Origin of the sequence: Helicobacter pametensis ATCC 51478 (genome assembly GCF_000518225.1) — a bacterium.
Taxonomy (GTDB): Bacteria; Campylobacterota; Campylobacteria; order Campylobacterales; family Helicobacteraceae; genus Helicobacter_G; species Helicobacter_G pametensis.
This window is the reverse complement of the sequence record NZ_KI912401.1, coordinates 355,673-378,539: the sequence shown is the minus strand read 5'-3', so window position 1 is coordinate 378,539 and position 22,867 is coordinate 355,673. Positions and strand designations below refer to the sequence as shown.

21 protein-coding genes, 6 tRNA genes and 1 pseudogene are annotated in these 22,867 nt (G+C 40.7%); 18 read left to right on the top strand and 10 right to left on the bottom strand.

What is annotated here, in order from left to right; translation table 11 throughout:
• The first annotated feature begins 41 nt into the window (after positions 1–41).
• The 17 genes and pseudogenes from T391_RS0106495 to T391_RS0106415 all read left to right on the top strand — a co-directional run bounded on the left by T391_RS0106495 (position 42) and on the right by T391_RS0106415 (position 12,728).
• A tRNA-Gly gene (locus T391_RS0106495) sits at positions 42–116 on the top strand.
• Positions 117–165: 49 nt separating this feature from the next.
• A tRNA-Leu gene (locus T391_RS0106490) sits at positions 166–252 on the top strand.
• A gap of 1 nt (position 253) precedes the next feature.
• Positions 254–328, top strand: a tRNA-Cys gene (locus T391_RS0106485).
• A gap of 10 nt (positions 329–338) precedes the next feature.
• Positions 339–426, top strand: a tRNA-Ser gene (locus T391_RS0106480).
• Between the two features lie 158 nt (positions 427–584).
• A complete protein-coding gene (locus T391_RS0106475) occupies positions 585–2,129 on the top strand; it encodes a flagellin B (protein WP_027327646.1) in 1,545 nt (514 codons plus the stop codon).
• A gap of 51 nt (positions 2,130–2,180) precedes the next feature.
• The gene (locus tag T391_RS0106470; RefSeq protein WP_027327645.1) at positions 2,181–4,067 is read left to right on the top strand and encodes a motility associated factor glycosyltransferase family protein; all 1,887 of its coding nucleotides are present in this window, start codon (positions 2,181–2,183) and stop codon (positions 4,065–4,067) included.
• A 117-nt stretch (positions 4,068–4,184) separates the two neighbouring features.
• Positions 4,185–4,913, top strand: coding sequence for a molybdate ABC transporter substrate-binding protein (modA, locus tag T391_RS0106465; protein WP_051420660.1), 729 nt, complete (start codon positions 4,185–4,187; stop codon positions 4,911–4,913).
• Positions 4,906–5,289, top strand: a complete 384-nt coding sequence (locus T391_RS0106460) for a hypothetical protein (RefSeq protein WP_027327643.1) — start codon at positions 4,906–4,908, stop codon at positions 5,287–5,289. The genes modA and T391_RS0106460 overlap by 8 nt, the downstream gene beginning before the upstream one ends.
• A gap of 14 nt (positions 5,290–5,303) precedes the next feature.
• A complete protein-coding gene (gene modB, locus T391_RS0106455) occupies positions 5,304–5,954 on the top strand; it encodes a molybdate ABC transporter permease subunit (protein ID WP_034584248.1) in 651 nt (216 codons plus the stop codon).
• Complete coding sequence (locus T391_RS0106450; RefSeq protein ID WP_027327641.1) at positions 5,951–6,802, top strand: sulfate/molybdate ABC transporter ATP-binding protein; 852 nt, start codon at positions 5,951–5,953, stop codon at positions 6,800–6,802. The genes modB and T391_RS0106450 overlap by 4 nt, the downstream gene beginning before the upstream one ends.
• Before the next feature lie 105 nt (positions 6,803–6,907).
• A pseudogene (gene nrdD, locus T391_RS08245) lies at positions 6,908–8,035 on the top strand (anaerobic ribonucleoside-triphosphate reductase); the annotation flags it as partial.
• Between the two features lie 220 nt (positions 8,036–8,255).
• Positions 8,256–9,038: a 30S ribosomal protein S2 gene (rpsB, locus tag T391_RS0106440; RefSeq protein ID WP_027327640.1), complete on the top strand. Its 783-nt coding sequence runs from the start codon at positions 8,256–8,258 to the stop codon at positions 9,036–9,038.
• Positions 9,038–10,099, top strand: coding sequence for a translation elongation factor Ts (gene tsf, locus T391_RS0106435; RefSeq protein WP_027327639.1), 1,062 nt, complete (start codon positions 9,038–9,040; stop codon positions 10,097–10,099). The genes rpsB and tsf overlap by 1 nt, the downstream gene beginning before the upstream one ends.
• Positions 10,099–10,746 (top strand): ATP-binding cassette domain-containing protein, encoded by a 648-nt coding sequence (locus T391_RS0106430; RefSeq protein WP_027327638.1) that lies wholly within the window; start codon positions 10,099–10,101, stop codon positions 10,744–10,746. Before tsf ends, T391_RS0106430 begins: the two co-directional genes overlap by 1 nt.
• 12 nt (positions 10,747–10,758) lie before the next feature.
• The gene (gene hemL, locus T391_RS0106425; protein WP_027327637.1) at positions 10,759–12,048 is read left to right on the top strand and encodes a glutamate-1-semialdehyde 2,1-aminomutase; all 1,290 of its coding nucleotides are present in this window, start codon (positions 10,759–10,761) and stop codon (positions 12,046–12,048) included.
• Positions 12,041–12,340, top strand: coding sequence for an AtpZ/AtpI family protein (locus tag T391_RS0106420; protein ID WP_034584042.1), 300 nt, complete (start codon positions 12,041–12,043; stop codon positions 12,338–12,340). Before hemL ends, T391_RS0106420 begins: the two co-directional genes overlap by 8 nt.
• Positions 12,300–12,728 (top strand): hypothetical protein, encoded by a 429-nt coding sequence (locus T391_RS0106415; protein ID WP_027327635.1) that lies wholly within the window; start codon positions 12,300–12,302, stop codon positions 12,726–12,728. The genes T391_RS0106420 and T391_RS0106415 overlap by 41 nt, the downstream gene beginning before the upstream one ends.
• Positions 12,729–12,747: 19 nt before the next feature.
• Here T391_RS0106415 and T391_RS0106410 read toward each other — a convergent pair whose 3' ends face one another.
• The 5 genes from T391_RS0106410 to galE form a co-directional block, all read right to left on the bottom strand.
• A complete protein-coding gene (locus T391_RS0106410) occupies positions 12,748–13,398 on the bottom strand; it encodes a DUF305 domain-containing protein (RefSeq protein ID WP_027327634.1) in 651 nt (216 codons plus the stop codon).
• A gap of 141 nt (positions 13,399–13,539) precedes the next feature.
• Positions 13,540–13,615, bottom strand: a tRNA-Val gene (locus T391_RS0106405).
• A 4-nt stretch (positions 13,616–13,619) separates the two neighbouring features.
• Positions 13,620–13,695, bottom strand: a tRNA-Ala gene (locus tag T391_RS0106400).
• A 40-nt stretch (positions 13,696–13,735) separates the two neighbouring features.
• Positions 13,736–14,764, bottom strand: coding sequence for an MraY family glycosyltransferase (locus T391_RS0106395; protein ID WP_027327633.1), 1,029 nt, complete (start codon positions 14,762–14,764; stop codon positions 13,736–13,738).
• A 1-nt stretch (position 14,765) separates the two neighbouring features.
• Positions 14,766–15,797 (bottom strand): UDP-glucose 4-epimerase GalE, encoded by a 1,032-nt coding sequence (gene galE / locus T391_RS0106390; protein WP_027327632.1) that lies wholly within the window; start codon positions 15,795–15,797, stop codon positions 14,766–14,768.
• 120 nt (positions 15,798–15,917) lie between these two features.
• On the opposite strand from galE, the gene T391_RS0106385 reads away from it, so the two are divergent.
• Positions 15,918–17,078, top strand: coding sequence for an FtsW/RodA/SpoVE family cell cycle protein (locus tag T391_RS0106385; RefSeq protein ID WP_338041836.1), 1,161 nt, complete (start codon positions 15,918–15,920; stop codon positions 17,076–17,078).
• On the opposite strand, the gene T391_RS0106380 is transcribed toward T391_RS0106385, so the two are convergent.
• The 5 genes from T391_RS0106380 to T391_RS08235 are packed head-to-tail and all read right to left on the bottom strand — an operon-like array spanning position 17,017 to position 22,864.
• Positions 17,017–18,159: a hypothetical protein gene (locus tag T391_RS0106380; protein WP_027327630.1), complete on the bottom strand. Its 1,143-nt coding sequence runs from the start codon at positions 18,157–18,159 to the stop codon at positions 17,017–17,019. The genes T391_RS0106385 and T391_RS0106380 overlap by 62 nt on opposite strands.
• A 27-nt stretch (positions 18,160–18,186) precedes the next feature.
• Complete coding sequence (locus T391_RS0106375) at positions 18,187–19,488, bottom strand: MATE family efflux transporter (RefSeq protein WP_034584039.1); 1,302 nt, start codon at positions 19,486–19,488, stop codon at positions 18,187–18,189.
• Positions 19,473–20,495 carry an A/G-specific adenine glycosylase gene (locus tag T391_RS0106370; RefSeq protein ID WP_051420658.1) on the bottom strand — a complete coding sequence of 341 codons (1,023 nt, stop codon included), beginning with the start codon at positions 20,493–20,495 and terminating at the stop codon, positions 19,473–19,475. Before T391_RS0106370 ends, T391_RS0106375 begins: the two co-directional genes overlap by 16 nt.
• The gene (locus tag T391_RS08240) at positions 20,492–21,055 is read right to left on the bottom strand and encodes a class I SAM-dependent methyltransferase (protein ID WP_034584037.1); all 564 of its coding nucleotides are present in this window, start codon (positions 21,053–21,055) and stop codon (positions 20,492–20,494) included. The genes T391_RS0106370 and T391_RS08240 overlap by 4 nt, the downstream gene beginning before the upstream one ends.
• 9 nt (positions 21,056–21,064) lie before the next feature.
• A complete protein-coding gene (locus T391_RS08235; protein ID WP_034584034.1) occupies positions 21,065–22,864 on the bottom strand; it encodes a peptidoglycan D,D-transpeptidase FtsI family protein in 1,800 nt (599 codons plus the stop codon).
• Between the last annotated feature and the right edge of the window lie 3 nt (positions 22,865–22,867).

Below are 22,867 nucleotides of genomic sequence, written 5' to 3'. Positions count from 1 at the left end.
GATTTTTTTGGCTTTCCCTGTTAGAATTCCACTTTTTTGATGCGGGAATAGCTCAGTGGTAGAGCACAACCTTGCCAAGGTTGGGGCCGCGAGTTCGATCCTCGTTTCCCGCTCCATGTTTTTTACTTTTTGAAGATAACCTTATATTTTAGTAGTGTGCCCTAGGCCCGGGTGGTGGAATGGTAGACACAAGGGACTTAAAATCCCTCGAACATTGCGTTCGTGCCGGTTCAAGTCCGGCCTCGGGCACCATGGCGACATAGCCAAGTGGTAAGGCATGGGCCTGCAAAGCCTTGATTCCTCGGTTCGAATCCGAGTGTCGCCTCCATCATCACAAACGGGAGATGGCTGAGTGGTCGAAAGCGGCGGTCTTGAAAACCGTTGAGGGTCACACCTCCGGGGGTTCGAATCCCTCTCTCCCGGCCATCTTTTTCTCTTCTGATTTTTCTATTTTTTATTGACTGATCACCTTGAATTGGTCGTTCTAGCTTTATTGATCTCATATTTTGGAATCCTGATTTAATTTGTGGAACGCATCTTGCTTATAAAACTCTCGTTGTAATTTTCTTCAGTAAGGATACGGCATGAGTTTTAGGATAAACACAAATATTGCAGCATTAAATGCTCACAGCATTGGTGTGCAAAATAATCGGTCTATTAGTAGTTCATTGGAGAAGTTGAGTTCTGGTCTTAGGATCAATAAAGCAGCAGATGATGCCTCGGGGATGTCGATTGCTGATAGCTTGAGATCTCAGAGTGAAGGATTGGGACAGGCGATTAGAAATGCCAATGATGCGATTGGGATGATCCAAGTTGCTGATAAGGCGATGGATGAGCAGATCAAAATCCTTGATACAATCAAAACTAAGGCGATTCAAGCTGCTCAAGATGGACAAACCACAGAAACAAGAAAAGCTCTTCAAGCAGACATCACAAGATTGCTAGAAGAGTTGGATAATATCGCCAACACAACAAGCTTCAATGGTCAGCAAATGCTCTCAGGTGCATTTACCAATAAAGAATTTCAAATCGGTGCTTTTTCCAACACAACAGTCAAAGCAAGTATTGGATCAACTAATTCAGACAAAATTGGTCATGTTCGTATGGAAACAGCATCCTTTGATGGTGTGGGAATGAAAGCGAGTGCTGGGGCTAAGAATCTCACAGAGGTTTCTTTCAATTTCAAAGAAGTCAATGGAACTCAGCAGTATGAAATCGAAACAGTCAAGATTTCAAACTCAGCTGGAACTGGAATTGGTGTTTTGAGTGAGGCGATCAATCGCTATTCAGATAAGCTTGGGGTAAGAGCTAGCTGGAATGTTATGGCCACAGGTGGAATGCCAGTTCAATCAGGGACAGTCAGAGGATTGACAATCAATGGAGTTAATATCGGGACAGTTGATAGCGTTCAGAAAAATGACTCTGATGGAAAACTAGTCAATGCAATCAATGCAGTCAAAGATTCTACAGGAGTTGAAGCAAATGTGGATATCACTGGAAGAATCAATCTCAAAAGCTTGGATGGAAGAGCAATTTCAATTCAGACAATTAGTGCATCAGGTGCAGTGTTTGGTGGTGGAAACTTTGCAGGAATCTCAGGCACCAATCACGCAATCGTTGGCCGTCTCACATTGACACGAACCAGTGCAAGGGATATCGTCGTAAGTGGGACAAACTTTAGTCATGTTGGATTCCATTCTGCACAAGGAATCGCTGAGGCGACGATCGCTCTAAGATCTTTGCTTGGAAATTTTGATTCCAATGTGGCTTCTGCCTCTGGAGCCAATGCCAATGTGGCACAAGCCAACTTAAATGCACAAGGTTTAAGCTCTGGTGTGACGAGCTTGGAGGGAGCGATGATTGTTATGGACTTGGCAGAGTCAGCAAGGATTCAGCTTGATAAGATCAGATCAGATCTAGGTTCTGTGCAAAATCAGCTCACCTCAACGATCAATAATATCTCTGTCACACAAGTCAATGTAAAAGCAGCAGAATCACAAATCCGTGATGTGGATTTCGCTGAAGAATCTGCGACATTCTCTAAGCATAATATCTTGGCTCAAAGCGGGAGCTTTGCCATGGCTCAAGCAAATGCAGTTCAGCAGAATGTTTTGAGACTTTTGCAATAACATTTGGGGATTTGATGGGGGGGGGGGGGTAAATCCTAGTAAGGCTTAAAGATGAATAATTTTTTTGAATCCAATCTTGCATCAATTGCGATCAAAAATCCAAATCTTGCGCTCAAACTTCAAGCAGTGATTCCAAATCAGAAATATGAAGTGTTTATGAGTGATGATATCGCTAACTACAATATCATCGACAAGCAAAACACTGTCGCACTTTTTGCCACTCAACCTCTTGAAGAGACGATGAAGCGCTTTGAGACACTAGGAGAGTATGCGTATTATCCTTACTTGTATTTTTATGGGATGGGTAATGGTGTGCTTTATAAGCTTTTGTTGGATCAAGAGATTCGCAGAAGAATTGTGGTGATCGAGCCTGAGCTTGAGATTTTGTTTATTGCAATACATTTTATTGATTTTTCACAAGAGATTTTGGATGGGAAGCTTGTGCTTTGTGAGAGTCTTGATGATCAGGGAGTGGCTTGGCTCTTTGAGAATGATAAGCATTCAAAATTTTATGTCAAAACTTATATGCTTGAGATTTTCAATGCCTATTATGAGCGATATCGTGATGATTTTTTGAGAATCAATCAAAGTTTTATTAGGGCGATTGAGCATCTTGTGGTCGCTGTGGGAAATGATGCCAAAGATGCTATCATTGGGATCAAGCATCACATCGCAAATCTTCCAGAGACGATTCAGACTCCAACACTGATCGATCTTGTCTTAAAGCTCAAAAATCGTGATACAGCAATCATAGTCTCCACGGGTCCTAGTCTCTACAAGCAGCTTCCACTCCTCAAGCAAGTTGCTCAGTATGCGACTATTTTCTGTATCGATGCTTCATTTCCTATTTTGTATCAGCATGGAATCAAGCCTGATATTGTCCTTTCTCTTGAGAGAGTTGAGGCTACGGCTAAATTTTATGAAGAAACTCCAAAAGAAGCTTTTGAAGGCGTGATTTTTGCAATTACTTCAATTGTGCATCCACGACTTAAAAAGGCTATTGAATCTAAGGGTGGATTGATCCAGTATAGCTATCGCCCCTTTGGCTATACGACCTTTTTTGAGATTCATGAATATGGTTATCTTGGTATAGGGATGAGTGCTGCCAATATGGCATATGAGCTGATTGTCCATTCAAGATTTAAACGATGCATTATTATTGGGCAAGATTTGGCATTTGGAGAGGATGGTAGTTCGCACTCAGAGGGTGCGATTTATGGAAAAAATGAAATCAAACCCAAGGGGCAAAAAGTCTATGTCACAAAATATGGTGGTGGGGGCAAGGTAGAGAGTACGCAAGTTTGGCAAATGTTTTTGAATTTTTATGAGCGTGATATTGCAAATACGCCTTATCCGATTGAGGTGATCAATGCCACTGAAGGTGGGGCAAGGATTGAGGGATGTCTTGAAATCCCCTTTAGAGAAGCGATTTCTAGAATCTCTCAAGATGTCAAGCCTCCATTAATTTTAGAGTTTCCCAAAGAAGAGATGCATCATAAGTATTTGGGGCTTATCAAAGAGAAGTGCGATACTTGGCTTAAGGAAGGGAAGAAAAAACAAAAGCAAATCGAAAAGGTTTTTCTCAAAGTTGCCAAGTTTTGTGAGGAGCTAGAGCAGCTCAATGAACAAAAACAGCTTGAGCATATTGATTATAAAAAAATGGATGTCTTAAGCCAAGAGATTGAGAAAATCAAATTGTTTTTTAAAGAACCTATCTTTCACACATTGTTTGTCGATGCGCTTCAATCCTATATTTTCCATCAAGAGCTTGATATCGCAAGGGTTCTTGTGAGAAATACGCATGATGAGATGCAACGAAGAGCCAAACAGATCGAACTCATCTTTTTGCATAAATACTGGCTTTTTTCACTTGCTGGTGGGATTGCTAATGTCTTGGAGGCTGTAAAGCTTGCCAAAAAGGAGTGGAGAAAGAAGTGAATGATCATGCATTGATTTTAGTTTTTGGGATGCGAGTAGGGATCTTATTCTGAAGCTAGAAAGGGGGATTGCGGGTTATAATAAGCGTTATGTATTTTTTTATATAAAGGATTGAAAATGCGTATTTTGCTTGCTTTGTGGATGCTTGTGGTTATTTCTTGGTCTAGTGAACTCAAAATCATCGCAGCTGCTAATCTTAAGTTTGTCTTAGAAGTGATTAAAGAAGAATTTTTGAAAGATTATCCTGATGCTTCAATCCAGCTCACCTATCTTTCATCAGGCAAAGCTTATGCCCAGATCAAAAATGGCCTTGATGTGGATGTGTTTTTTTCGGCTGATTTACAAAAGCCTCAGCGACTTTTTCAAGAGGGATTTGGCCTCTTTGAGCCAAAGATTTATGCGCTTGGAAAACTTGTCGTTTGCACTGCTCAAGAGATCAATATTTCTACAGATTCTGTATTTTTATTCTCAAGTGTGAAGCATATTTCCATTGCCAATCCAAAACTCGCTCCTTATGGTGAGGCCGCAGAGATTTTCTTGAAAAATAAAAAGATTTATGAAAAGGTGCGCGATAAATTGGTGATTGGTGATTCTATTGGTCAGGCTTTTTTGCACACAAAAAGTGGAGGGGCAGAGATTGGCATCAATGCTCTTTCTTTGGTGATTGCAGATCCCAAGATGAGCTATAGAATCTTAGATACATCTCTCTATCCAAAGATTGAGCAAGCTTTAATTATCTTGAAAAAAACCAAAAACGAAGCCCTTGCAAGGGCGTTTACACGCTTTGTGATGAGTGAGAAGGGACAGAGGATTTTTGAGCGCTTTGGGTATGGGCGCGATGAATAGGCTTGAGTGTTTAGTGCTTGAAGTTAAAACTCAAGATGGAATCTGCTTTGTAAAACTAGATTGTTGCTCGCAAATTTTGGGGGTTTTGAGTTTGGAGGATGATTTGAGGGAGGGAGAGAAAGTCTGGGCAAACTTCAAAGAAAGCGATGTGATGGTCGCTCTTGATTCAAAAATCAGTGCAAGAAATAAGTTTTATTCCCCCATTGTCTCAATTGAACACAACCTAATTCTCTCAAGGATTACTTTTGATTTTTGTGGTTATAAGATCTCATCTCTTATCTCTTATGAGGCTTCACTTGAACTTGGATTGCAAGAGGGAATGGAGTGCTTTTGGTTTGTCAAATCCAATGAGATTCTTTTATTGAGGAATCTATAGTGTTTGCTCAAACCATGCTTTTGACTTTTAAGCTGGCATTTTGGACGACGCTGATTTTGTTACCTATTGGGATCTTGCTTGGCTTTTTTTTGTATCGTGCGAAGAATGTGTGGAAAATTTGTATTGAAGTTTTGATCTGGCTTCCATTGGTATTGCCTCCAACAGTGCTTGGCTTTTATCTTTTGATTTTATTTTCACCCAATGGTTTTTTGGGGAAATTCTTGCTTGCGCATTGGGATTTGAAGCTTGTGTTTAGTTTTGAGGGGATTTTGATTGCTAGTGTGATCTTTGGTCTGCCTTTTATGGTCAATCCCATCAAAAGTGGATTGCAATCTCTCCCACCCCAGCTTGAAGAAGCTAGCTTTATGCTTGGTAGAGGAAGGATGGAAACTCTTTTTTTGGTGCTTTTGCCCAATATCAAACCCTCAATCTTGCTTGCCTGTATGGGAACTTTTGTCCATGCGATTGGAGAGTTTGGGGTAGTGATGATGATTGGCGGGAATATCCAAGGGGAGACACGGCTTGCAAGTATCGCTCTTTATGATGAGGTGGAGGCTCTCAATTATGCTTTGGCTCATCAATATGCTTTGAGTTTGTTTGCTGTGAGTGCGGGATTGCTGTTTGTTATTTTGTGGATCAACAAAAGATATTTGGAGACACATTGATTAGGTTTAATTTTGGCAAAAAGCTTAAGGGAGTCAATGGAGATTTTGAGCTCAAAATCTCTGGAGAGATTGAAGATGGTGAGCGGATTGGAATCTTTGGTCCAAGTGGATCTGGAAAAAGCACGATTTTGAGGATTTTAGCAGGTCTTGAGAAGATAGATTGGGGAGAGGTTTGGTGTGATGGAGAGGTGTGGAATCGCTCTCATTTCTTGCTTGCTCCACAAAAGCGTAATATCGGATTTGTATTTCAAGATTATGCTCTTTTTCCTCACTTAAGCGTGATAGATAATATTAGATATGGCAAAGGGGTGCTCAAAGAAGATGTCGCAAGACTTTTGGAGATGATGGAATTGGATAAGATTGCTCATCACAAAATCACTCAGCTCTCAGGTGGGCAAGCTCAACGAGTAGCGATCGCTAGAGCATTGGCACGTAGGCCAAAGATTTTGATTTTGGATGAACCAATGAGTGCTTTGGATCAAAGAATCAAATCCAAACTTTTAGATGAGCTTGATGGTTGGCAAAGAGAGCTTGGGTTTATGATGGTACTTGTCAGCCATCAGATTGCTGAGATCTATCGTTTGAGTGATCGAGTTTTAGAGATTGATGAGGGGAAGATTCTCTCTATCAAAACTCCCAAAGATCGATTTGTGCGGGGCAATATTGCATTGAGTGTTGAAGTGCTTGATATGAAAAAAATGGATCTCAATGTGCGCCTTGAGGTGCTTTTACATGGTGAGATCTTTAGCTTTGTATGTCATCCTAGTGAGGTGGAGAATATCAAGATTGGAGATCAGATTCAAATTATGCTCAAATCCTTTTCACCTCTGATTGTGTCCCATTGCTAGGCTTTGAAATGTGTTGAAAAATTTCAAATATATCTGACTTTGGAGATGAATAAAATCTTCAAAAATGCTCTAGAATCTTTTGAATTTTAGGAATAAGGAGAGTCAATGTTTATCTACAAACGCGATGGGAAAATCCAAGAATTTATGCCTCATAAGATCAAAGATGCGATCAAAAAAGCTTATAAAAGTGTTGGAAAAAAAGAGAAGCAAGAAGTCTTTTTACTTGTCATAGAAAAAGTCAAGGAAGAAAAACTTGATAGCGTTGAGAAGATCCAAGATTGCATTGAGCGAGTATTGTTTGAATTGAAAGAATTTGAAGTGATGAAGAGTTTTATGAATTATCGTTTTTTGCACAAAATGCAAAGAGAGGCAGTGCTCAATCAGGGGACAACTTATGTGGATTGCACCCAAAGCGTGGAAGAGTATATCAGTGGGGAAGATTGGAGGATCAAAGCCAATGCCAACACAGGCTATAGCAATGCAGGACTGATCAATAATCTAGCAGGAAAGGTCGTGGCAAACTATTGGCTTGATAAAGTTTATAGCCAAGAAGAAGGACTTGCTCATCGCAATGGAGATATTCACATCCATGATTTGGATTGCTTGAGTGGATATTGTGCTGGATGGAGTTTGCGTGTATTGCTCAATGAGGGATTTAATGGTGTGAGGGGCAGAGTGGATTCTAAGGCTCCTAAACATTTTAGAGAGGCTTTGGGGCAGATGGCAAACTTTTTGGGAATCTTGCAGAGTGAATGGGCGGGAGCTCAGGCTTTTAGCTCTTTTGATACCTATCTTGCTCCCTATGTGTTCAAAGACAAACTTGAATATCGCGAGATCAAAAAAGCGATTAGAGGCTTTGTTTATAATCTCAATGTTCCTGCACGATGGGGGCAAAGTCCTTTCACAAATGTGACAATTGATTGGAGTGTGCCAGAGGATCTCAAAGATCAGATTCCTACAAGATATGATCTTCATTTGATGCAAGGAATTGAAGATCACGATCTACTCAAAGAAGCACAAAAAAGAGGAGTAAAACGCTTAGAGGATCTGACTTATAAACACTTCTTGCCTGAAATGAAGCTTATCAACAAAGCCTTTTATGAAGTGATGAGCGAGGGGGACAAAAATGGTGCTCCCTTTACTTTCCCAATCCCAACAGTTAATATCACAGAAGAGTTTGACTGGGATGATCCAAATTGTGAGATTTTGTTTGAAAACACAGCCAAAATCGGCTAATGCTCTCTTGGTGTCTTGTAAAAAGTTTATTTTACGATAGCCCTCCACCTTTTTATTGATGATGAGTAATTTTATTGTAGAATCAAGCCTTCCTTTTTGACCTTCTGGTCAAAGCAATACGCACACGCTAATTCTTCAAAGGTTGCTCTATATTTGTTGTTGAATGTAGGGTTGATGAGCGTGGAGGAAAAACCAAATATCAATGAAGGAGAACCTTATGGTAACCATGAAAGACCTATTAGAGTGCGGTGTGCACTTCGGACATCAGACAAGACGATGGAATCCAAAAATGAAGAGATTTATTTTTGGTGTTCGCAAAAATATTCATATCATCGACTTACAAAAGACGATTCGATACTTCCGCTATACATACAATATCGTGCGTGATGCAGCTGCTGAGGGTAAGACGATTTTGTTTGTAGGGACAAAGAAGCAGGCAAGTGAAACACTTAAGGAATATGCTGAAAGTGTGGGTGTGCCTTATGTGAATTATCGATGGCTTGGTGGAATGCTTACAAACTTCAGTACGATCAAGCGCTCTGTGAGAAAACTTGAAGTGATTGAAGAGATGGAGGCAAGCGGACAAATCGATTTGCTGACCAAAAAAGAAAAATTGATGCTTATGCGCAAAAAAGATAAGCTCAATAAATATCTTGGTGGTGTGCGCCATATGAAAAAAGCACCAGATATGATTTTTGTCATCGATGCGATCAAGGAAAAAATCGCTGTTGCTGAAGCTAGAAGACTTGGCATCCCTGTTGTGGCTCCGATTGATACAAACTGTGATCCAGATTTGATTGATTATCCAATCCCAGGAAATGATGATGCCATTCGCTCAATCCAACTTTTCTGCAAAGAGATGACAGAGGCGATCACTGAGGGACGCGCGATGAATGGAGTAGAAGGTGAAGTCCAAGAAGTCGCACCAGCAAGTGAAGAAGAAAAAAAAGAAGTGATGGATGAAGTCACTGCAGAGCTTGAAAAGCAAGGAGAAGAGTAATGGAAATTAGTGCTCAACTTGTAAAGCAACTTAGAGAGATGACAGATGCGGGGATGATGGACTGCAAAAAAGCTCTTGTAGAAGTGGGTGGAGATATCCAAAAGGCTGTTGAATATTTGAGAGAGAAGGGATTGAGTAAGGCAGCCAAAAAGGCTGATCGTGTCGCTGCTGAGGGTGTGATCTCTGTCAAAGTGGCTGATGATTTTAGCAATGCTGTGATGCTAGAGATCAATAGTGAGACGGATTTTGTTGCCAAAAATGATGGATTTATCGCACTTGTAGCAAAAAGCACAGAGCTTGTTTGCTCTCAAAAGATTCAGAGTGCTGAGGCGTTGGGTTCTGTGAGTGTTGATGGAGGCTCTTTTGATGAGTATCTTAAGGGGCAAATTGCCAAGATTGGTGAAAATATCGTTGTGCGAAGGATAGCCAATGTCAGTGCAAATGGTGAGGGTATCGTCAATGGATATGTCCACAGCAATGGGCGTGTTGGTGTGATCATCGCGATGAATTTCAAGAATGCTTCCAATGCTCCAAAAGTAGCAGAATTGGCACGAAATTTCTGTATGCATGCTGCTGCCATGAAGCCTCAGTATCTAAGCTATAAGCAAATTGATTCTGAATTCATTGCCAAAGAAAAAGTAGCATTGATTGCTGAACTTGAGAAAGAAAATGAAGAACTCAAGCGACTTGGAAAACCACTACATAAGATTCCTGCTTATGTAAGCCAAAGTGAACTAACAGCAGAGGTGCTAGCACAAGCAGAAGAAGCTCTCAAAGCTGAGCTCAAAGCTCAAGGGAAACCTGAGGCAATTTGGGAGAAAATCATCCCAGGTCAAATGGATCGATTTATCGCAGATAATACATTGATCGATCAAAGAATGACACTTCTTGGACAGTTTTATGTCATGGATGACAAAAAAACAATCGCTCAAGTTTTGGAATCAACTGGCAAGGAGCTTGGTGATGAGCTTGAGATCGTCGAATATATTCGATTTGAATTAGGGGAGGGGATCGAAAAAGAAGTCGTTGATTTTGCGCAGGAAGTTATGGCGCAACTTTGATGCATCTTCTCCAAGCGATCGATCTCTCTCATGCTTTTGACTATCCCTTATATAAGGGGGTCAGCCTTGAGTGTAAGAGGGGAGAGTCGATTGCGATTTTGGGGGTGAGTGGGAGTGGGAAATCTACAATCCTCAATCATCTCTCTACACTTCTGCCTCCACAAAATGGAGTGATCAATTTGCTAGAGTGGCAAGATATCTATTCTCTAAGCTCTTCAGAACTTTTGGCATTGCGACGCCTAAAGGTGGGAATCATCTTCCAATCACATTATCTCTTTCGTGGTTTTCGTGCGATTGAAAACTTACAAATCGCATCGTTTTTGGCAAAGCAAGAGCTGGATTTTGATTTGTTGAGGAAGTTGGGGATCGACCATGTGCTTAGACAGCAGGTTGGAGAACTAAGTGGTGGTCAGCAACAAAGATTGTCGATCGCTCGAATCTTGTGCAAAAAACCTCAAATGATTTTTGCTGATGAACCTACGGGCAACCTTGATAAACAAACTGCCCATCAGGTGATGAAAATTATTTTAGATTTTTTGGAGCAGAATGGATCTGGATTGGTATTGGCCACGCATGATGAGCAGGTCGCTTCTTCTTGCACAAAAGTGTTTATGCTAGAAAATCAGACATTGAGACAAATTAAATAAAGGAGGAATAGAATGGAGATTTTACATAGTGTCAATGATTTCAATGAAGCCAAACAAGTGATCGTAGGTGGTGTGAATTCTCCCGTGCGTGCTTTTGGTAGTGTCGGTGGCACTCCTAGATTTATCGCCAGAGGAGAGGGAAGCTATCTTTATGATGTGGATGGAAATAAATATCTTGATTTTGTGCAAAGTTGGGGACCTTTGATCTTTGGACATGGGGATTTGGAGATCAAACAAGCTAGCATTGAGGCCATCCATAATGGGATGAGTTTTGGTGCACCCACTGAGCTTGAGACAACTTTGGCAAAAGAGATTATTTCTCTCTATGATGGGGTAGAGAAAATCCGCCTTGTAAGCAGTGGCACAGAGGCGACAATGAGCGCGATTCGTCTAGCAAGGGCTTATAGTGGGAAGGATGATATCATCAAGTTTGATGGATGTTATCATGGACATAGTGATAGCCTCTTGGTGAGTGCTGGGAGTGGGTGTGCGACCTTTGGATCTCCAAGTTCTCCTGGTGTGCCGATGGATTTCTCCAAGCACACATTAGTGGCGCGCTACAATGATTTGGATTCTGTGCGTGCATGTTTTGAGAGTGGGGATGTGGGATGTGTGATCATTGAGCCAATTGCTGGCAATATGGGACTGATCCCAGCTAGAAAAGAATTTATTTTTGGCTTGAGGGAGTTGTGTGATCAGTATGGGGCTGTTTTGATTTTTGATGAAGTGATGAGTGGATTCCGTGCTTCATTGAGAGGGGCACAAGTATTTTATGAAGTCATCCCTGATATGGTGACCTTTGGCAAGGTGATCGGTGGGGGGATGCCTTTGGCGGCTTTTGGGGGGAATGATGAGATTATGAAACTTTTATCACCTGTAGGAAGTGTTTATCAGGCTGGGACTTTGAGTGGGAATCCTGTGGCTGTGAGTGCTGGATTGATGTCTGTTTGTAAGCTCAAAGCAGATTCTGGTTTGTATGAGAGATTGGAATCAAAAGCCAAACGCTTGATGCAGGGCTTTGCACAAGAAGCTCAAAAAAGAGGAGTTGCACTTCAAACCTGTGTACGCGGAAGTATGTTTGGCTATTTTTTCACTGCCAATGAGGTGTGTAATTTTGATGATGCTAGAGCAAGTGATACGACTTTGTTTGCTAAATTCCATCAACAAATGCTTGAGAGAGGAATCTACCTTGCTCCTTCGGCTTTTGAGGCAGGATTTGTGTGCTCGACTATGACTGATGAGGAGATTGATTGGGCGATTTGCAAATGTGGAGAATCACTTGAGGAGATCATCTATGGATAAAGAACGCTCAAAACGCCCTGTGACACAAGAACCCAAATATGGCAAAGTCATCTCAGCGGTTGATACCCTCTCATTGGGATTTTCTATGGTGCTTGCTGTGCTGATTGGTATAGGAGTGGGAATCGGACTTAAAAAACTTAGCGGATGGGAATGGATTTTGTGGCTTGGTGTGTTTTGGGGTGTTGCAGCAGCTTGCTACAATATTTATCTTGCTTACAAAAAACAGCAAAAAGCGATGGATGAACTTCAAAATGATCCCAAATACAGAGAGTATCACAAGCTTGAAGATTAGTCTTGTTTGTTTGCTGGCTTTTTTGGGGGTGTGTTTGGGATTTTGGATGAGAGGTGTGGATGCAGCCTTGAGTTATGGTGTCGCTTATTTGAGTTTTTTGGGCGTTTTTTTTAGTCTTTATTTATCTATGAAGAAGCGCTTGGCAGATGCAGGGACGCTTGAGATCAGTGAAAATGAGGATCATGAAGAGCAAGAAGTGAAGATCCCACTTTCTCACAAGGTTGCTTTGGGGTTTGGGATCTCATTGGCGTTTTTTAGAATCTTTGCTTATATTTTATTGATCATTGCTTTGATCTTCCTTCTTGAATTTCAGCTATTTGATGTGTATGCTTATATGATTGGTGTTTTTTCTAGTGTTTGTGGAGTTTTGATTTTTCTTCTATTATGACCCCCCCCCCCCTTTTTTTTTATTTTAATAGGGCTTTAAATTTTTGAATCTCATCTTCTTGTTCTTTGATGATGGCATGAGCGATCTTTTGGATCTTAGGATTTTTGCTCACTTCTAGGATCTGCTTAGATGCATCGATAGCTCCTTGGTGGTGGATGATCATCGCTTGCATATAATCTTTGTCGATATTGTCTGTGGGTTTGATTGCTGACATTTCTTTCATCATTTTGTCCATATCAGCCTTGGCTTTGGTGACAAATTCTTGATAGTTTTGACTGGGATCAGCTTTTAGGGTTTTTAGAATCTTTTTAAATTCTTTGATTTCCTTTCTTTGGCTTGAGATGATTTGTTTGGCGATGTGAATGAGCTGCTCGTTTTTGCTATGCTTTAAAAGCTCTTTGGAAGAAAGAATTGCACCTTTGTGATGTGGAATCATATTGGTCAAAAAATCAATCTCAGCATTTTTGCTTTCATGCCAAGGTGTGCACATCATGGGTGCATGCATGAGAGAATTGATAGCCTCACTGGGACTTTTGGCTTGTTTTTGGATGGCTTTGTAATCACATGTCGAATGTTTTGCGTGATGTGTGGAGCCATGATGGTGCTGGGGTGCTGCTTGAAGCAAAGCAAGTGATGTGATAGAGGCAAGTGTCAATGTCTTTAGTTTCATTGGTTTCTCCTTTGGATGTGATAAATTGGCTTAGATGTTATAGAAGGGAGATAAACATTGTGATAATAGAGTTTTGAAACAATGATGATTTGTAAGAGCTCAGGTATTTTGCATCAGGCAATCTAGGAGGTTTTAGGAAGATGGTGGCCACGATTGGACTCGAACCAACGACCACTACCATGTCAAGGTAGTGCTCTACCAACTGAGCTACGCGACCAAAATGGTGGAGAATAGCGGGTTCGAACCGCTGACCCCAACGCTGCCAGCGTTGTGCTCTCCCAACTGAGCTAATTCCCCAAACAAGAGACGCAATTATACGCGAAAAATTTAGATTTTTTTAGGTTTTTGACCTTTTTCTAGAAAAGTTAATCAGCCAATAATAGATTGATAGATAGCAGGCAATAAAAACAATGGAAACAAGAAGTAGTAGAAGATCATTGGTTTTAAAAAAACTAGCAACTAGCATAAAGGGAGAGACTACAAGGAAGATGATGATGCTTGTGAGAGGATTTTTGTGTGTGATGTGTCTAAAAGTGAGCATATGAAGATGGAATCGATCAGGCTTAAAAGGAGAGCGTCCTCGCACTATTTTTTTGCGATAAATTGAAAAAATCACTTCCCAAAAGGGATAGATGAGTAGAGCGATCCCAAACCATGGAGAAATCTCTCCCTTACCTCCATATGGATCTTGTGTCGCATAGATCAGAATCCCAGCTAACACAAATCCCAGAAAATAAGCTCCTCCATCTCCCAAAAAGATTTTTCCCCATGGAAAATTCAAAATAAAAAATCCCAAAATAGAAGCCATCAATACAAGGATCACAAATGACATAGAAGAAGAGGGGAGAATAGCATAAATGCATCCCAAGGCTAGAAGTGCTACACCGCTTGCAAGACCATTGAAGCCATCGATGATATTGATAGCATTGATGATCCCAACAATTGCAAAAATACTAAAAGGGATCCCGATATAACTTGGCAAAGAGATCCCAAAGCCAAGATCGCTCAAATAGCATTGAGAAAGCCACACAAACAGCCCAGCACCCATACACTGCAAAAGAAGTCTAAGTCTTGGACTTAAAGAGGCATTGAAATCTTCGATCACTCCACTCACAAAAATCACACTCCCCCCTATAACAAATCCAAGAATCAAGGGGCTAGGATGATGGAAAAAAAGCAAAAGAAGTGCAAAGAAAAATGGAGCAAAGATTCCGATCCCTCCAGCTCTTGGAGTAGGTAGTGTATGAAACCTCTGAGGCTTATCGCTCGCCTCAGAATCGATAAAAAATCTAAATTTTCTAGCCAAAAAAATGACACAAAAGTTTAAAACCAAAGAGAATAAAAATGAACTGACAAAAATCCCCAAATTATTTCCCTCCTAGAGATTTTTCCCACTCATAGGCACTTTTGCAAATAAGATGGAGGTCGTTGTATTTGGGTTTCCAATTGGTGTATGAGAGAAGTTTTTGATTGCTTGAGATGAGTTGTGCTGGATCACCTTCTCGTGCTGGTCCCATTTCTACTTCAAAATCCACGCCACTGACTTCTTTCATCGTCTCAATCACTTCTTTGACACTGTAGCCTTGATTGTATCCGACATTAAAGATTTGGGAATCTTGGCTAGAGCAAAGATATTCAAAGGCGCTCAAATGCGCATTTGCCAAGTCATTGATGTGGATATAGTCTCTGATGCATGTACCATCTGGTGTCGGATAATCTTGCCCATAGATAGCCATTTTGGGGCGTTTGCCTACAGCACATTCACTTGCGACTTTGATGAGATGTGTAGCATCAAGGCTTCTTTGGCCAAGACCACTAGAGTTTGCAAGTTCTTCTGGAGTATTGTGAGCATTGGCTCCAGCGACATTGAAATAGCGTAGTGCGACATAAGTGAAATCATGTGCCAAACTCGCATCCCTTAGGACTTGCTCACTCATAAGTTTGGATGCACCATAGGGGTTAATGGGATGAGTTTGAGCATTTTCATTGACTGGATTACTCGCAGGTTCTCCATAAACCGCAGCCGTTGAGCTAAAGAGAAATTTTTGGATATGGTTTTGGATGCAGAGATAGATAAGATTTGTGGTGTTGAGAGTGTTGTTGATGTAATACTTGAGAGGGTCTTTGACAGATTCGCTGACGATCAAAGATGCAGCGAAGTGAATCACTGCATCAAAGTGATGCTCTTGCATGACTTGATTGATGAGTTGGAGTTGATTGAGGTTGGCTTCTATGAGTTCTATTCTTGAGGGGAATTTATGTTTAAGGTATTGAAAATTTTGGACAAAACCTGTGCTGAGATCATCGATAATGGTGATTTGAGCATCTGTTTGGCTAAGAAATTCATATGCAGTGTGTGATCCGATATACCCACTCCCACCTGTAAAAAGAAGTTTCATATTCTCTCCTTATGTCTTTGGTGCAATTATACAGCGCATTGCTTGTGGGGAAGGCATGATAAAACTAGGTTAGAATTTTATTTTATACCTGCCAAATGATGGGCATATTGGGAAGGGATTATGTCAAAGCGTATTTTTTATTCTGTTGTTATTTTGATCAGTCTTAGTATCGTTATGGTTTATTCTCTATCGACTTACACGGTGATAGCACTTGAGTATTCTCAAACTCACTTTCTTCAAAAACAAATCATGGCCGCAATAGTTTCAGTTCTCCTGATGTGGTTGATTTCACAGTTCAATATGGACAATTTCCTCAAATGGTTTGGATGGTTTTTGTTGCTGGGGTCTTTTGTCTGTATTTTGGTGATGCCCTTCTTGCCTGATAGTCTAGCTTCAAGTGCAGGAGGAGCTAAGAGATGGATTAGATTGCCTGGATTTTCTCTAGCCCCACTTGAGTTTTTCAAAATCGGTTTTGTGTATTTTTTGGCTTGGAGTTTTACTCGCAAATTCTCTTATGGACAGAATCTAGCCATCAAAGAAGAGATGATCAAATTTCTTCCACATATTGTTGTTTTTGTGATTTGTATGAGTGCTGTGGTGATTTTGCAAAATGATTTTGGACAAGTTTTCTTGCTGGCTTTGACAATGTGCTTGATGTTGATCTATTCTGGGGGGAGCTTTAAAACTGTGGCTATTTTGGCTCTTGGAGCGATTGTGGCTGCTTTGATTGTCGTCATCACAAGTCCTCATCGTATCTTGCGTGTCAAAACTTGGTGGGCGATGACGCAAGATTTTATCCTCTCCTTTCTTCCTGCCAAGATCGCAGCTTATATTCGTGTAGAAGATTTTCCAGAACCTTATCAGATTTATCACGCGGGCAATGCGATTTGGAATGGTGGATTTTTTGGCAATGGGATTGGAGATGGGATTATTAAACTCGGATTTTTGAGTGAAGTGCATACAGATATGATCTTGGCTGGAATCTCTGAAGAATTGGGAGTTGTGGGAATTATGTTTTTGATTCTTTTATTTGGGATAGGGATTTTACATCCTATTTTAAAGATAGCCAATCGGATCGAAAATCGAGTGCATTCTTTGTTTTGTGTGGGAATTGTGTGCTTGCTGTCTTTTTCATTTTTGATCAATGCATTTGGTGTGACAGGCCTCATCCCTATCAAAGGGATTGCTGTGCCTTTTTTGAGTTATGGAGGAAGCTCACTTATGGCAAATTGTATCGCCCTTGGGATTGTGTTGGGACTTGCGAAGAAGATCCCCTCATAGGGTTTTTTTGAATACGATTTTGATAAAACATTTGCTTCTCTAAAAGCTCAATGGTTTTGATATTTTGACAAGCTTGAGATTCTCCAAGTTCGCAGGCTTTTTGATAATTTTTCTTAGCTCCAGCATAATTAAATGATTCTTGATAGGCATTGCCAATAGATAAATAGAGCTTTTGGCAGGCAAGTTTATCCCCACTTTTGCATCCAAAGCTAAAAAGCTCTGTTGCCCTGTAGAGATTTCTTGGAGTTCCCCATCCGTTATAGTAGAGAATCCCTAAATTTTTGCATCCTCTAAGATCTTTACTTTGACAAGATTTTTCTAGAAAGATGAAAGCATGCTGATAAGATTGTGCATTGGCCGAGATGATACCTGCTTCATAACAGCCAAGTCCCCTTTTCTCATCACAAGATCGATCAAAGAAATAAAGGGCATTTTGAAGTTTTTGTCCATAGACTGTTCTGCCTTGATAATAGAGCATTCCTACCTCAAAACAAACCATTTGATCATGCCCTTCCTCACATTGTCCGATTTTGTCTTTGAGCTCTGCAATCCCAATCATTTGCATTTTTTCTCTTGAAGGATTCTTGTTGTAGTTGAAAAATTCTGGATTGATGGGATTGGCATCTGATTTGGGTGAGAGTACCTTTTCTTGCTCTGGAGGACTTTCATTCATCGATGGAGAAGGTTTATCTTGGGCTTGTTGGGGTGCTACTTCTGATTGAGGTTTGTTGGGGATGAGGGCTTCTGGCGATGGAGCAGCTTCTTCTTGGACTTGAGGGATTTGATGAGGGGTGAGCTCAGATGGGTATTGATCTTGGTATGGATATTCATGTTCGGCTTCTATGTCTGACTCTAGCTCTGATTGTTTTGGTTCTTGTGGAGTTTGAGTCGATGGAGGGAGTTGGATGTCAAGATCAGAATCTTGTGTTTGAGATGGGGGAGTGTAAGATGGAGGATTGGGTTCATCTGAGAGTGCATCAGGTAGAGTTTGTTTTGGAATGGATTGACGGATGGAATCTAGGGGAGTTTGTGCATAAGAGCACATCAAGACCAGAAGACTTAGAGCAAGAATTTTTGCCATAGCGTATCCTTTGATGAGGAAAGTTTTCTACTTTTTGATTTTCCAATCTATTTTATAAAAAATTATCCAAAAGATTGTGGCGCGAATATAGGTTTCTAGAAAAATAATGAGATAAATAAAATAGTAGGGAAGCTTGAAAATCGAGCAAAGATACATGGGTAAAATGCGCAAAATCCAGATGCTTGAAGTATTGATATAGAGAGAAAATTTGCTTTTGCCCGCACCCTTTAGGGCTCCATCAAGAACAAAAATAAAAATCAAAGGGATCTGAGATAAACCCACAGCGATCAGATAATGCCATGCATAGAGAATGACTTGAGAATCTTTTGAAAAAATCCAAGCAAGATTCTGTCCAAAGATACACATTAAAGCACCAAGAGCTCCCATCATCATGGAGGCGATCCATAGACAAAGTGTAGTGTATTCTTTGGCAAGCTTGGGATGATTGACATTTTGTCCCATAAGACTCATAGAAGCCACCATAAAACCAAATCCGGGCATAAAGGCAAAGGCCTCAATCCTTCCACCAATTTGAAATCCAGCCAATACTTCATCACCATAGCTCAGCAAAAATTTGGCAATCAATACAAGAGAGAAAAGTGTCAAACTTCTCTCAATCCCAGCTGGGAATCCGATCCAAAAAGCTTTTTTGACAAATAAAAAATCAAATGATGGGGAGAATTTGAATTTTTTGTAGGCAAAAATAAGTAATAAAAATAGCTCAAAATACGCACTTAAGACATTGGCAATCCCTGCACCTACGATATCCAAAGCAGGAATGAAACCAAAACCAAAAATCAAGTAATAATTTGCCGTGACATTAAAAAGGGTGGAGCAGATCTTGACATAAAAGGGGATTTTGGCGCATGAGATTGCGCTAAAGGCTGATGTAAGAGTTGTTTTAAGCAGCAAAGCTGGAATCTCAAAAATGAGGATATGTAGATAGATATTGGCAAGAGTAAGTGAGTGCTGTGTGAGACCCATCCATGTGAGATAGGGATGAAACAAAGCAAAAGCTATCAAAAATAGGGGAAGAGATACAAAAGCTGCGCTGATGAGAAGTGAGGAGAGTGCTTGAGGGGTTTGTGGATTTTTCTCTCCAAAAAGGCGTGCGATTGTGGCATTGGTTCCTGTGAAAAAAATCGTCAAAATGGCATAAAAAAGCATGATGAAATTCATACTTGCACCAAAGGCGACAATATGGGCTGTTGAGAGTTTGGCGATGAATAAAAGGGCGATAGAGATGTTGAGGATATCAAGCAGAGAGCTTAGTCCAGAGGGAAGGGCGATTTTGAGAATCTCTTTGAATTTAATCAATTTTGAAGGCATTTGAGAGCCTTTTTGCAAAGATTGGAGATGGGAAGATGTTCGATTTCTTTTGGGGAGAAAAATTCTGCCTCCTCTGGAGCTTCTCCATCACATAAATAAACTTCAGCTCTAATGGCGTATTTGGTGTAATGATGGGAAAAAGAGGCGATCTTTTGTGCATTTTGCGTGTTTGAGAGAGAGATTGGATTATAGAGTCCATGATAGAGCTTGGAGCGACTTTTGCACAAGGAGAGCTTTTCTCCCTTTTTATAAAATCCAAGCAGGAGTGTGAGCGGTAAAATTTCTCTACTTTTGGGTGTGGGATAGTGATGTGGATTGCTTTTGCCTTGACAAAAATCAGTGAAGGGACAGAAAAGACAATTTGGATTTTTAGGAGTGCAGAGTGTAGCTCCAAGATCAAGGAGGGCTTGATTGTGATTGAAGGCATCTTGAGTATTGAGAAGAGTTTGTGCAAGAGATTCTAAAGTAGCAGTAGAGGCCTGAGGGAGGGCAAAAAGTCTTGAAATGACTCGTGCAATATTGCCATCCACAAAGCTTGCATTCTCCCCAAATCCAAAGCAAAGGATTGCACCTGAGGTATAAGATCCGATCCCTGGAAGTTTTTTGAGCTCAATCCTTGATCTAGGAAGGAATCCTTGATGGGACAGAGTGCAAATGATCGCAGTTTTTCTGATATTTCGTGCGCGAGAGTAGTATCCAAGCCCCTGCCATAGCTTCAAAACCTCCTCTTCTTGAGAGGTGGCCAAACTTTGAATTGAGGGAAAGCGTTCTAAAAAAGGGAAATAAAAACGATTAAGCACAACAGAAACTTGAGTTTGTTGCAGCATCATTTCACTGATATAGACTCCATAGGAGCGATCGATGTGTGCAAGAGTGCTGCAAGGAGTGGGGACCTGCCCCCTTAGATTGCGCCATGGAAGCTCTAGGCGACCATGTGCGAAATACCACTCTAGCAAAGAGTGATGAAGTCTTTGGATGTGATTTTGATCTTGGAGAAGGGGATTCAAGATTTTTGTGCCACAAAAGAGATGATTTTGGCTTGCTCTCCTTCGCGTCTTGTGATGTATGAAGTGTGCTTATGTAAGATCTCAAAATCTTTGAAAGTATGCTCAAGTTCGCCATGATTGAGAATCTTCTCATCAATGATTTGAGAGGAATTGAAACCATCTTCTTCTTTGATGAAGGTTTCTAGGAGGAAGATTCCCTTGGATTTAAGTGCAGTTTGGATGAAGGGAAAGAGATCGCGATTGAGAAAATAAAAATTCAAAACAACATCATAATGATTTGGAGTGGGTCTATAGGTATCAAGATCAGCACAGATTGTGTGAATCTTGGGATGATTTGCACTCATTTGAAGAGCGACTTCTGAGATATCAACGCTATCACATACAAATCCATGCTGAGCCAAAAATTTGGAGTTGCGTCCATTCCCACAGGCGATATCTAAAGCATATTTGGATGGAAGTTGCAAAAGAGTGGGGAGAAAAGATTGAAGCAGATCGCTTGGCGTGTGGGGCATGGGGTGTTCTAGGTGTTTTTTGTTCCATTTGAGTGCGTCTTCTTGCATAAATCCTCCTTAGTTTTTGGTTTGCATAGAATCATCTGAAAGTGCTTGAGGTGATGTAGGAGTGAGATATTTTTCTTGGATCAAAAGCTCTACGATGTTTTTAAAAAGTGGCGCAGCAGTTTTGCTTCCATAATACCCTTCCTCTACATTGGGATCAAAAATCACGACACCAATTGTGTAGGAGTTTTTGGAATCTTGAGCAAATCCAAAGAAAGAACTATTGTAGCGCTTGGTGTATTTTTGATCGACAAAGATTCTTGCAGTCCCAGTCTTGCCACCCATATCAATCCCCTCAACTTTTGCTCTTCTACCCGTCCCCTCTTTGATGATGTCTCTAAGAATATCTTGAACTTCTAGGGCATCTTGTGAGGAGATGATAGAAGTGGGCTGCTGTGTTTTGAAACGATAGAGCTCTCCTTCATAGCTTAGATGAGAGATGATTCTTGGAGTGATGAGGTATCCTCCATTGCTAAAGCTAGCATAGGCTCTAAGAAGCTGTATAAAAGTCGCTCTGAATCCATATCCATAAGAAACGCTTGCTTTATATGAGCCTTTGAGTTTTTTGATGCTTGGGAGCACACCGCTAGCTTCTTGGGGGAGATCGATATTTGTTTTTTCTCCAAAACCATAGTGATGCATCGCATCCAAAAAATCCTTTGAAGCAAGATTTTGGGTGAGTTTGATCATCCCAATATTGCTAGATCTAAGAAGGATTTCTTCAGGTGTTGCTTCCTTGAGGGGGTGATCATCTCGTATGATGTATCTGCCGATCCGATACGCTCCATTATGAAGAAAGATTTTTTGCTCATGTGGGATAAGATTTTTTTGTAGCAAAATCGCATAAATCACGGGTTTGATGATACTTCCTGGTTCAAATGAAACTTCTGTTGCAGAGATATTGAGCGCTGAGTAATCATCTTTTTTGATGTTTTTGGGATCAAAGCGTTTAGATGAGGCTAGGGTGAGAATCCTGCCACTTTTAGAATCCATAACACCCACCAAGATTTCCTTGGCTTGGAGCTTTTGGTTTGCTGTATCAAGAATGGTTTCTATTCTTTTTTGAAGGCTGAGTGGAATGGTGAGTGTGATATCAATCCCATCTTGTTTGGCTTGAGAAGATGCATATTTGTTTCTAATGACATTGAATCCAACATCACGAAAACCAGAGAGTGTGCCATCTTGTTTGGCTTGAAGATACTGATTGTTGTTTTTCTCACTTCCCTTGACACCAGAGACTTTCGTGATCCTTTGGTTTTGAATCTTTTGTGTGTAGCCCAAGATTGGCTCCATAGTATCTCCATAGGGATAATTGCGACGATATCCACTTACTTCAAGATCAATCCCCATTTTTTGGATGACACGCCCATATTCTTCATATTCTCTAAACACACGATAGCGATCTAGCTTGGTATTGAGAAGCTTGAGATTGGCTGCTGTGATTGTGGAGATATTGTAGGAGAGCGTTGTGTAGCGATTTGAGTTGAGTTTGCTTATGATGGTGGATCTAGGGATCCCACTATAGATTGAGAAAAGATTGACGAAGAGTTCTTTTTTGTTGGGGTCGATACTTTTGGGGTTAATGCTAACTTTGTAGAGTTTTTCGCTTGTTGCAAGAGTGAATTTATCACTGCTATAGATATTGCCTCTGATGGAATGATCGATCTTTGTTGTTTTGAGATTGGGAGGTCTTTTATCACTGCCCCAAGCCTTGAAAAAAAATGCAAAAAGTGCAATAAGCAATAAAGCACCGATACCCAAAAATAAGAGAATAAGAAAATGAACCCTCTGAGTATCGGAAGACTGACTCATGGG

Bases quoted from the DNA above. Each gene is read 5' to 3' on its own strand.
- T391_RS08240 (WP_034584037.1), bottom strand. From the start codon at position 21,055: ATGCAAGAAGACGCACTCAAATGGAACAAAAAACACCTAGAACACCCC.
- T391_RS0106415 (WP_027327635.1), top strand. From the start codon at position 12,300: ATGATCCCAAATACAGAGAGTATCACAAGCTTGAAGATTAGTCTTGTT.
- tsf (WP_027327639.1), top strand. From the start codon at position 9,038: ATGGAAATTAGTGCTCAACTTGTAAAGCAACTTAGAGAGATGACAGAT.
- modB (WP_034584248.1), top strand. From the start codon at position 5,304: ATGCTTTTGACTTTTAAGCTGGCATTTTGGACGACGCTGATTTTGTTA.
- T391_RS0106420 (WP_034584042.1), top strand. From the start codon at position 12,041: ATGGATAAAGAACGCTCAAAACGCCCTGTGACACAAGAACCCAAATAT.
- rpsB (WP_027327640.1), top strand. From the start codon at position 8,256: ATGGTAACCATGAAAGACCTATTAGAGTGCGGTGTGCACTTCGGACAT.
- T391_RS0106475 (WP_027327646.1), top strand. From the start codon at position 585: ATGAGTTTTAGGATAAACACAAATATTGCAGCATTAAATGCTCACAGC.
- T391_RS0106460 (WP_027327643.1), top strand. From the start codon at position 4,906: ATGAATAGGCTTGAGTGTTTAGTGCTTGAAGTTAAAACTCAAGATGGA.
- T391_RS08235 (WP_034584034.1), bottom strand. From the start codon at position 22,864: ATGAGTCAGTCTTCCGATACTCAGAGGGTTCATTTTCTTATTCTCTTA.
- modA (WP_051420660.1), top strand. From the start codon at position 4,185: ATGCGTATTTTGCTTGCTTTGTGGATGCTTGTGGTTATTTCTTGGTCT.
- T391_RS0106410 (WP_027327634.1), bottom strand. From the start codon at position 13,398: ATGAAACTAAAGACATTGACACTTGCCTCTATCACATCACTTGCTTTG.
- T391_RS0106375 (WP_034584039.1), bottom strand. From the start codon at position 19,488: ATGCCTTCAAAATTGATTAAATTCAAAGAGATTCTCAAAATCGCCCTT.
- galE (WP_027327632.1), bottom strand. From the start codon at position 15,797: ATGAAACTTCTTTTTACAGGTGGGAGTGGGTATATCGGATCACACACT.
- hemL (WP_027327637.1), top strand. From the start codon at position 10,759: ATGGAGATTTTACATAGTGTCAATGATTTCAATGAAGCCAAACAAGTG.
- T391_RS0106380 (WP_027327630.1), bottom strand. From the start codon at position 18,159: ATGGCAAAAATTCTTGCTCTAAGTCTTCTGGTCTTGATGTGCTCTTAT.
- T391_RS0106385 (WP_338041836.1), top strand. From the start codon at position 15,918: ATGTCAAAGCGTATTTTTTATTCTGTTGTTATTTTGATCAGTCTTAGT.
- T391_RS0106430 (WP_027327638.1), top strand. From the start codon at position 10,099: ATGCATCTTCTCCAAGCGATCGATCTCTCTCATGCTTTTGACTATCCC.
- T391_RS0106470 (WP_027327645.1), top strand. From the start codon at position 2,181: ATGAATAATTTTTTTGAATCCAATCTTGCATCAATTGCGATCAAAAAT.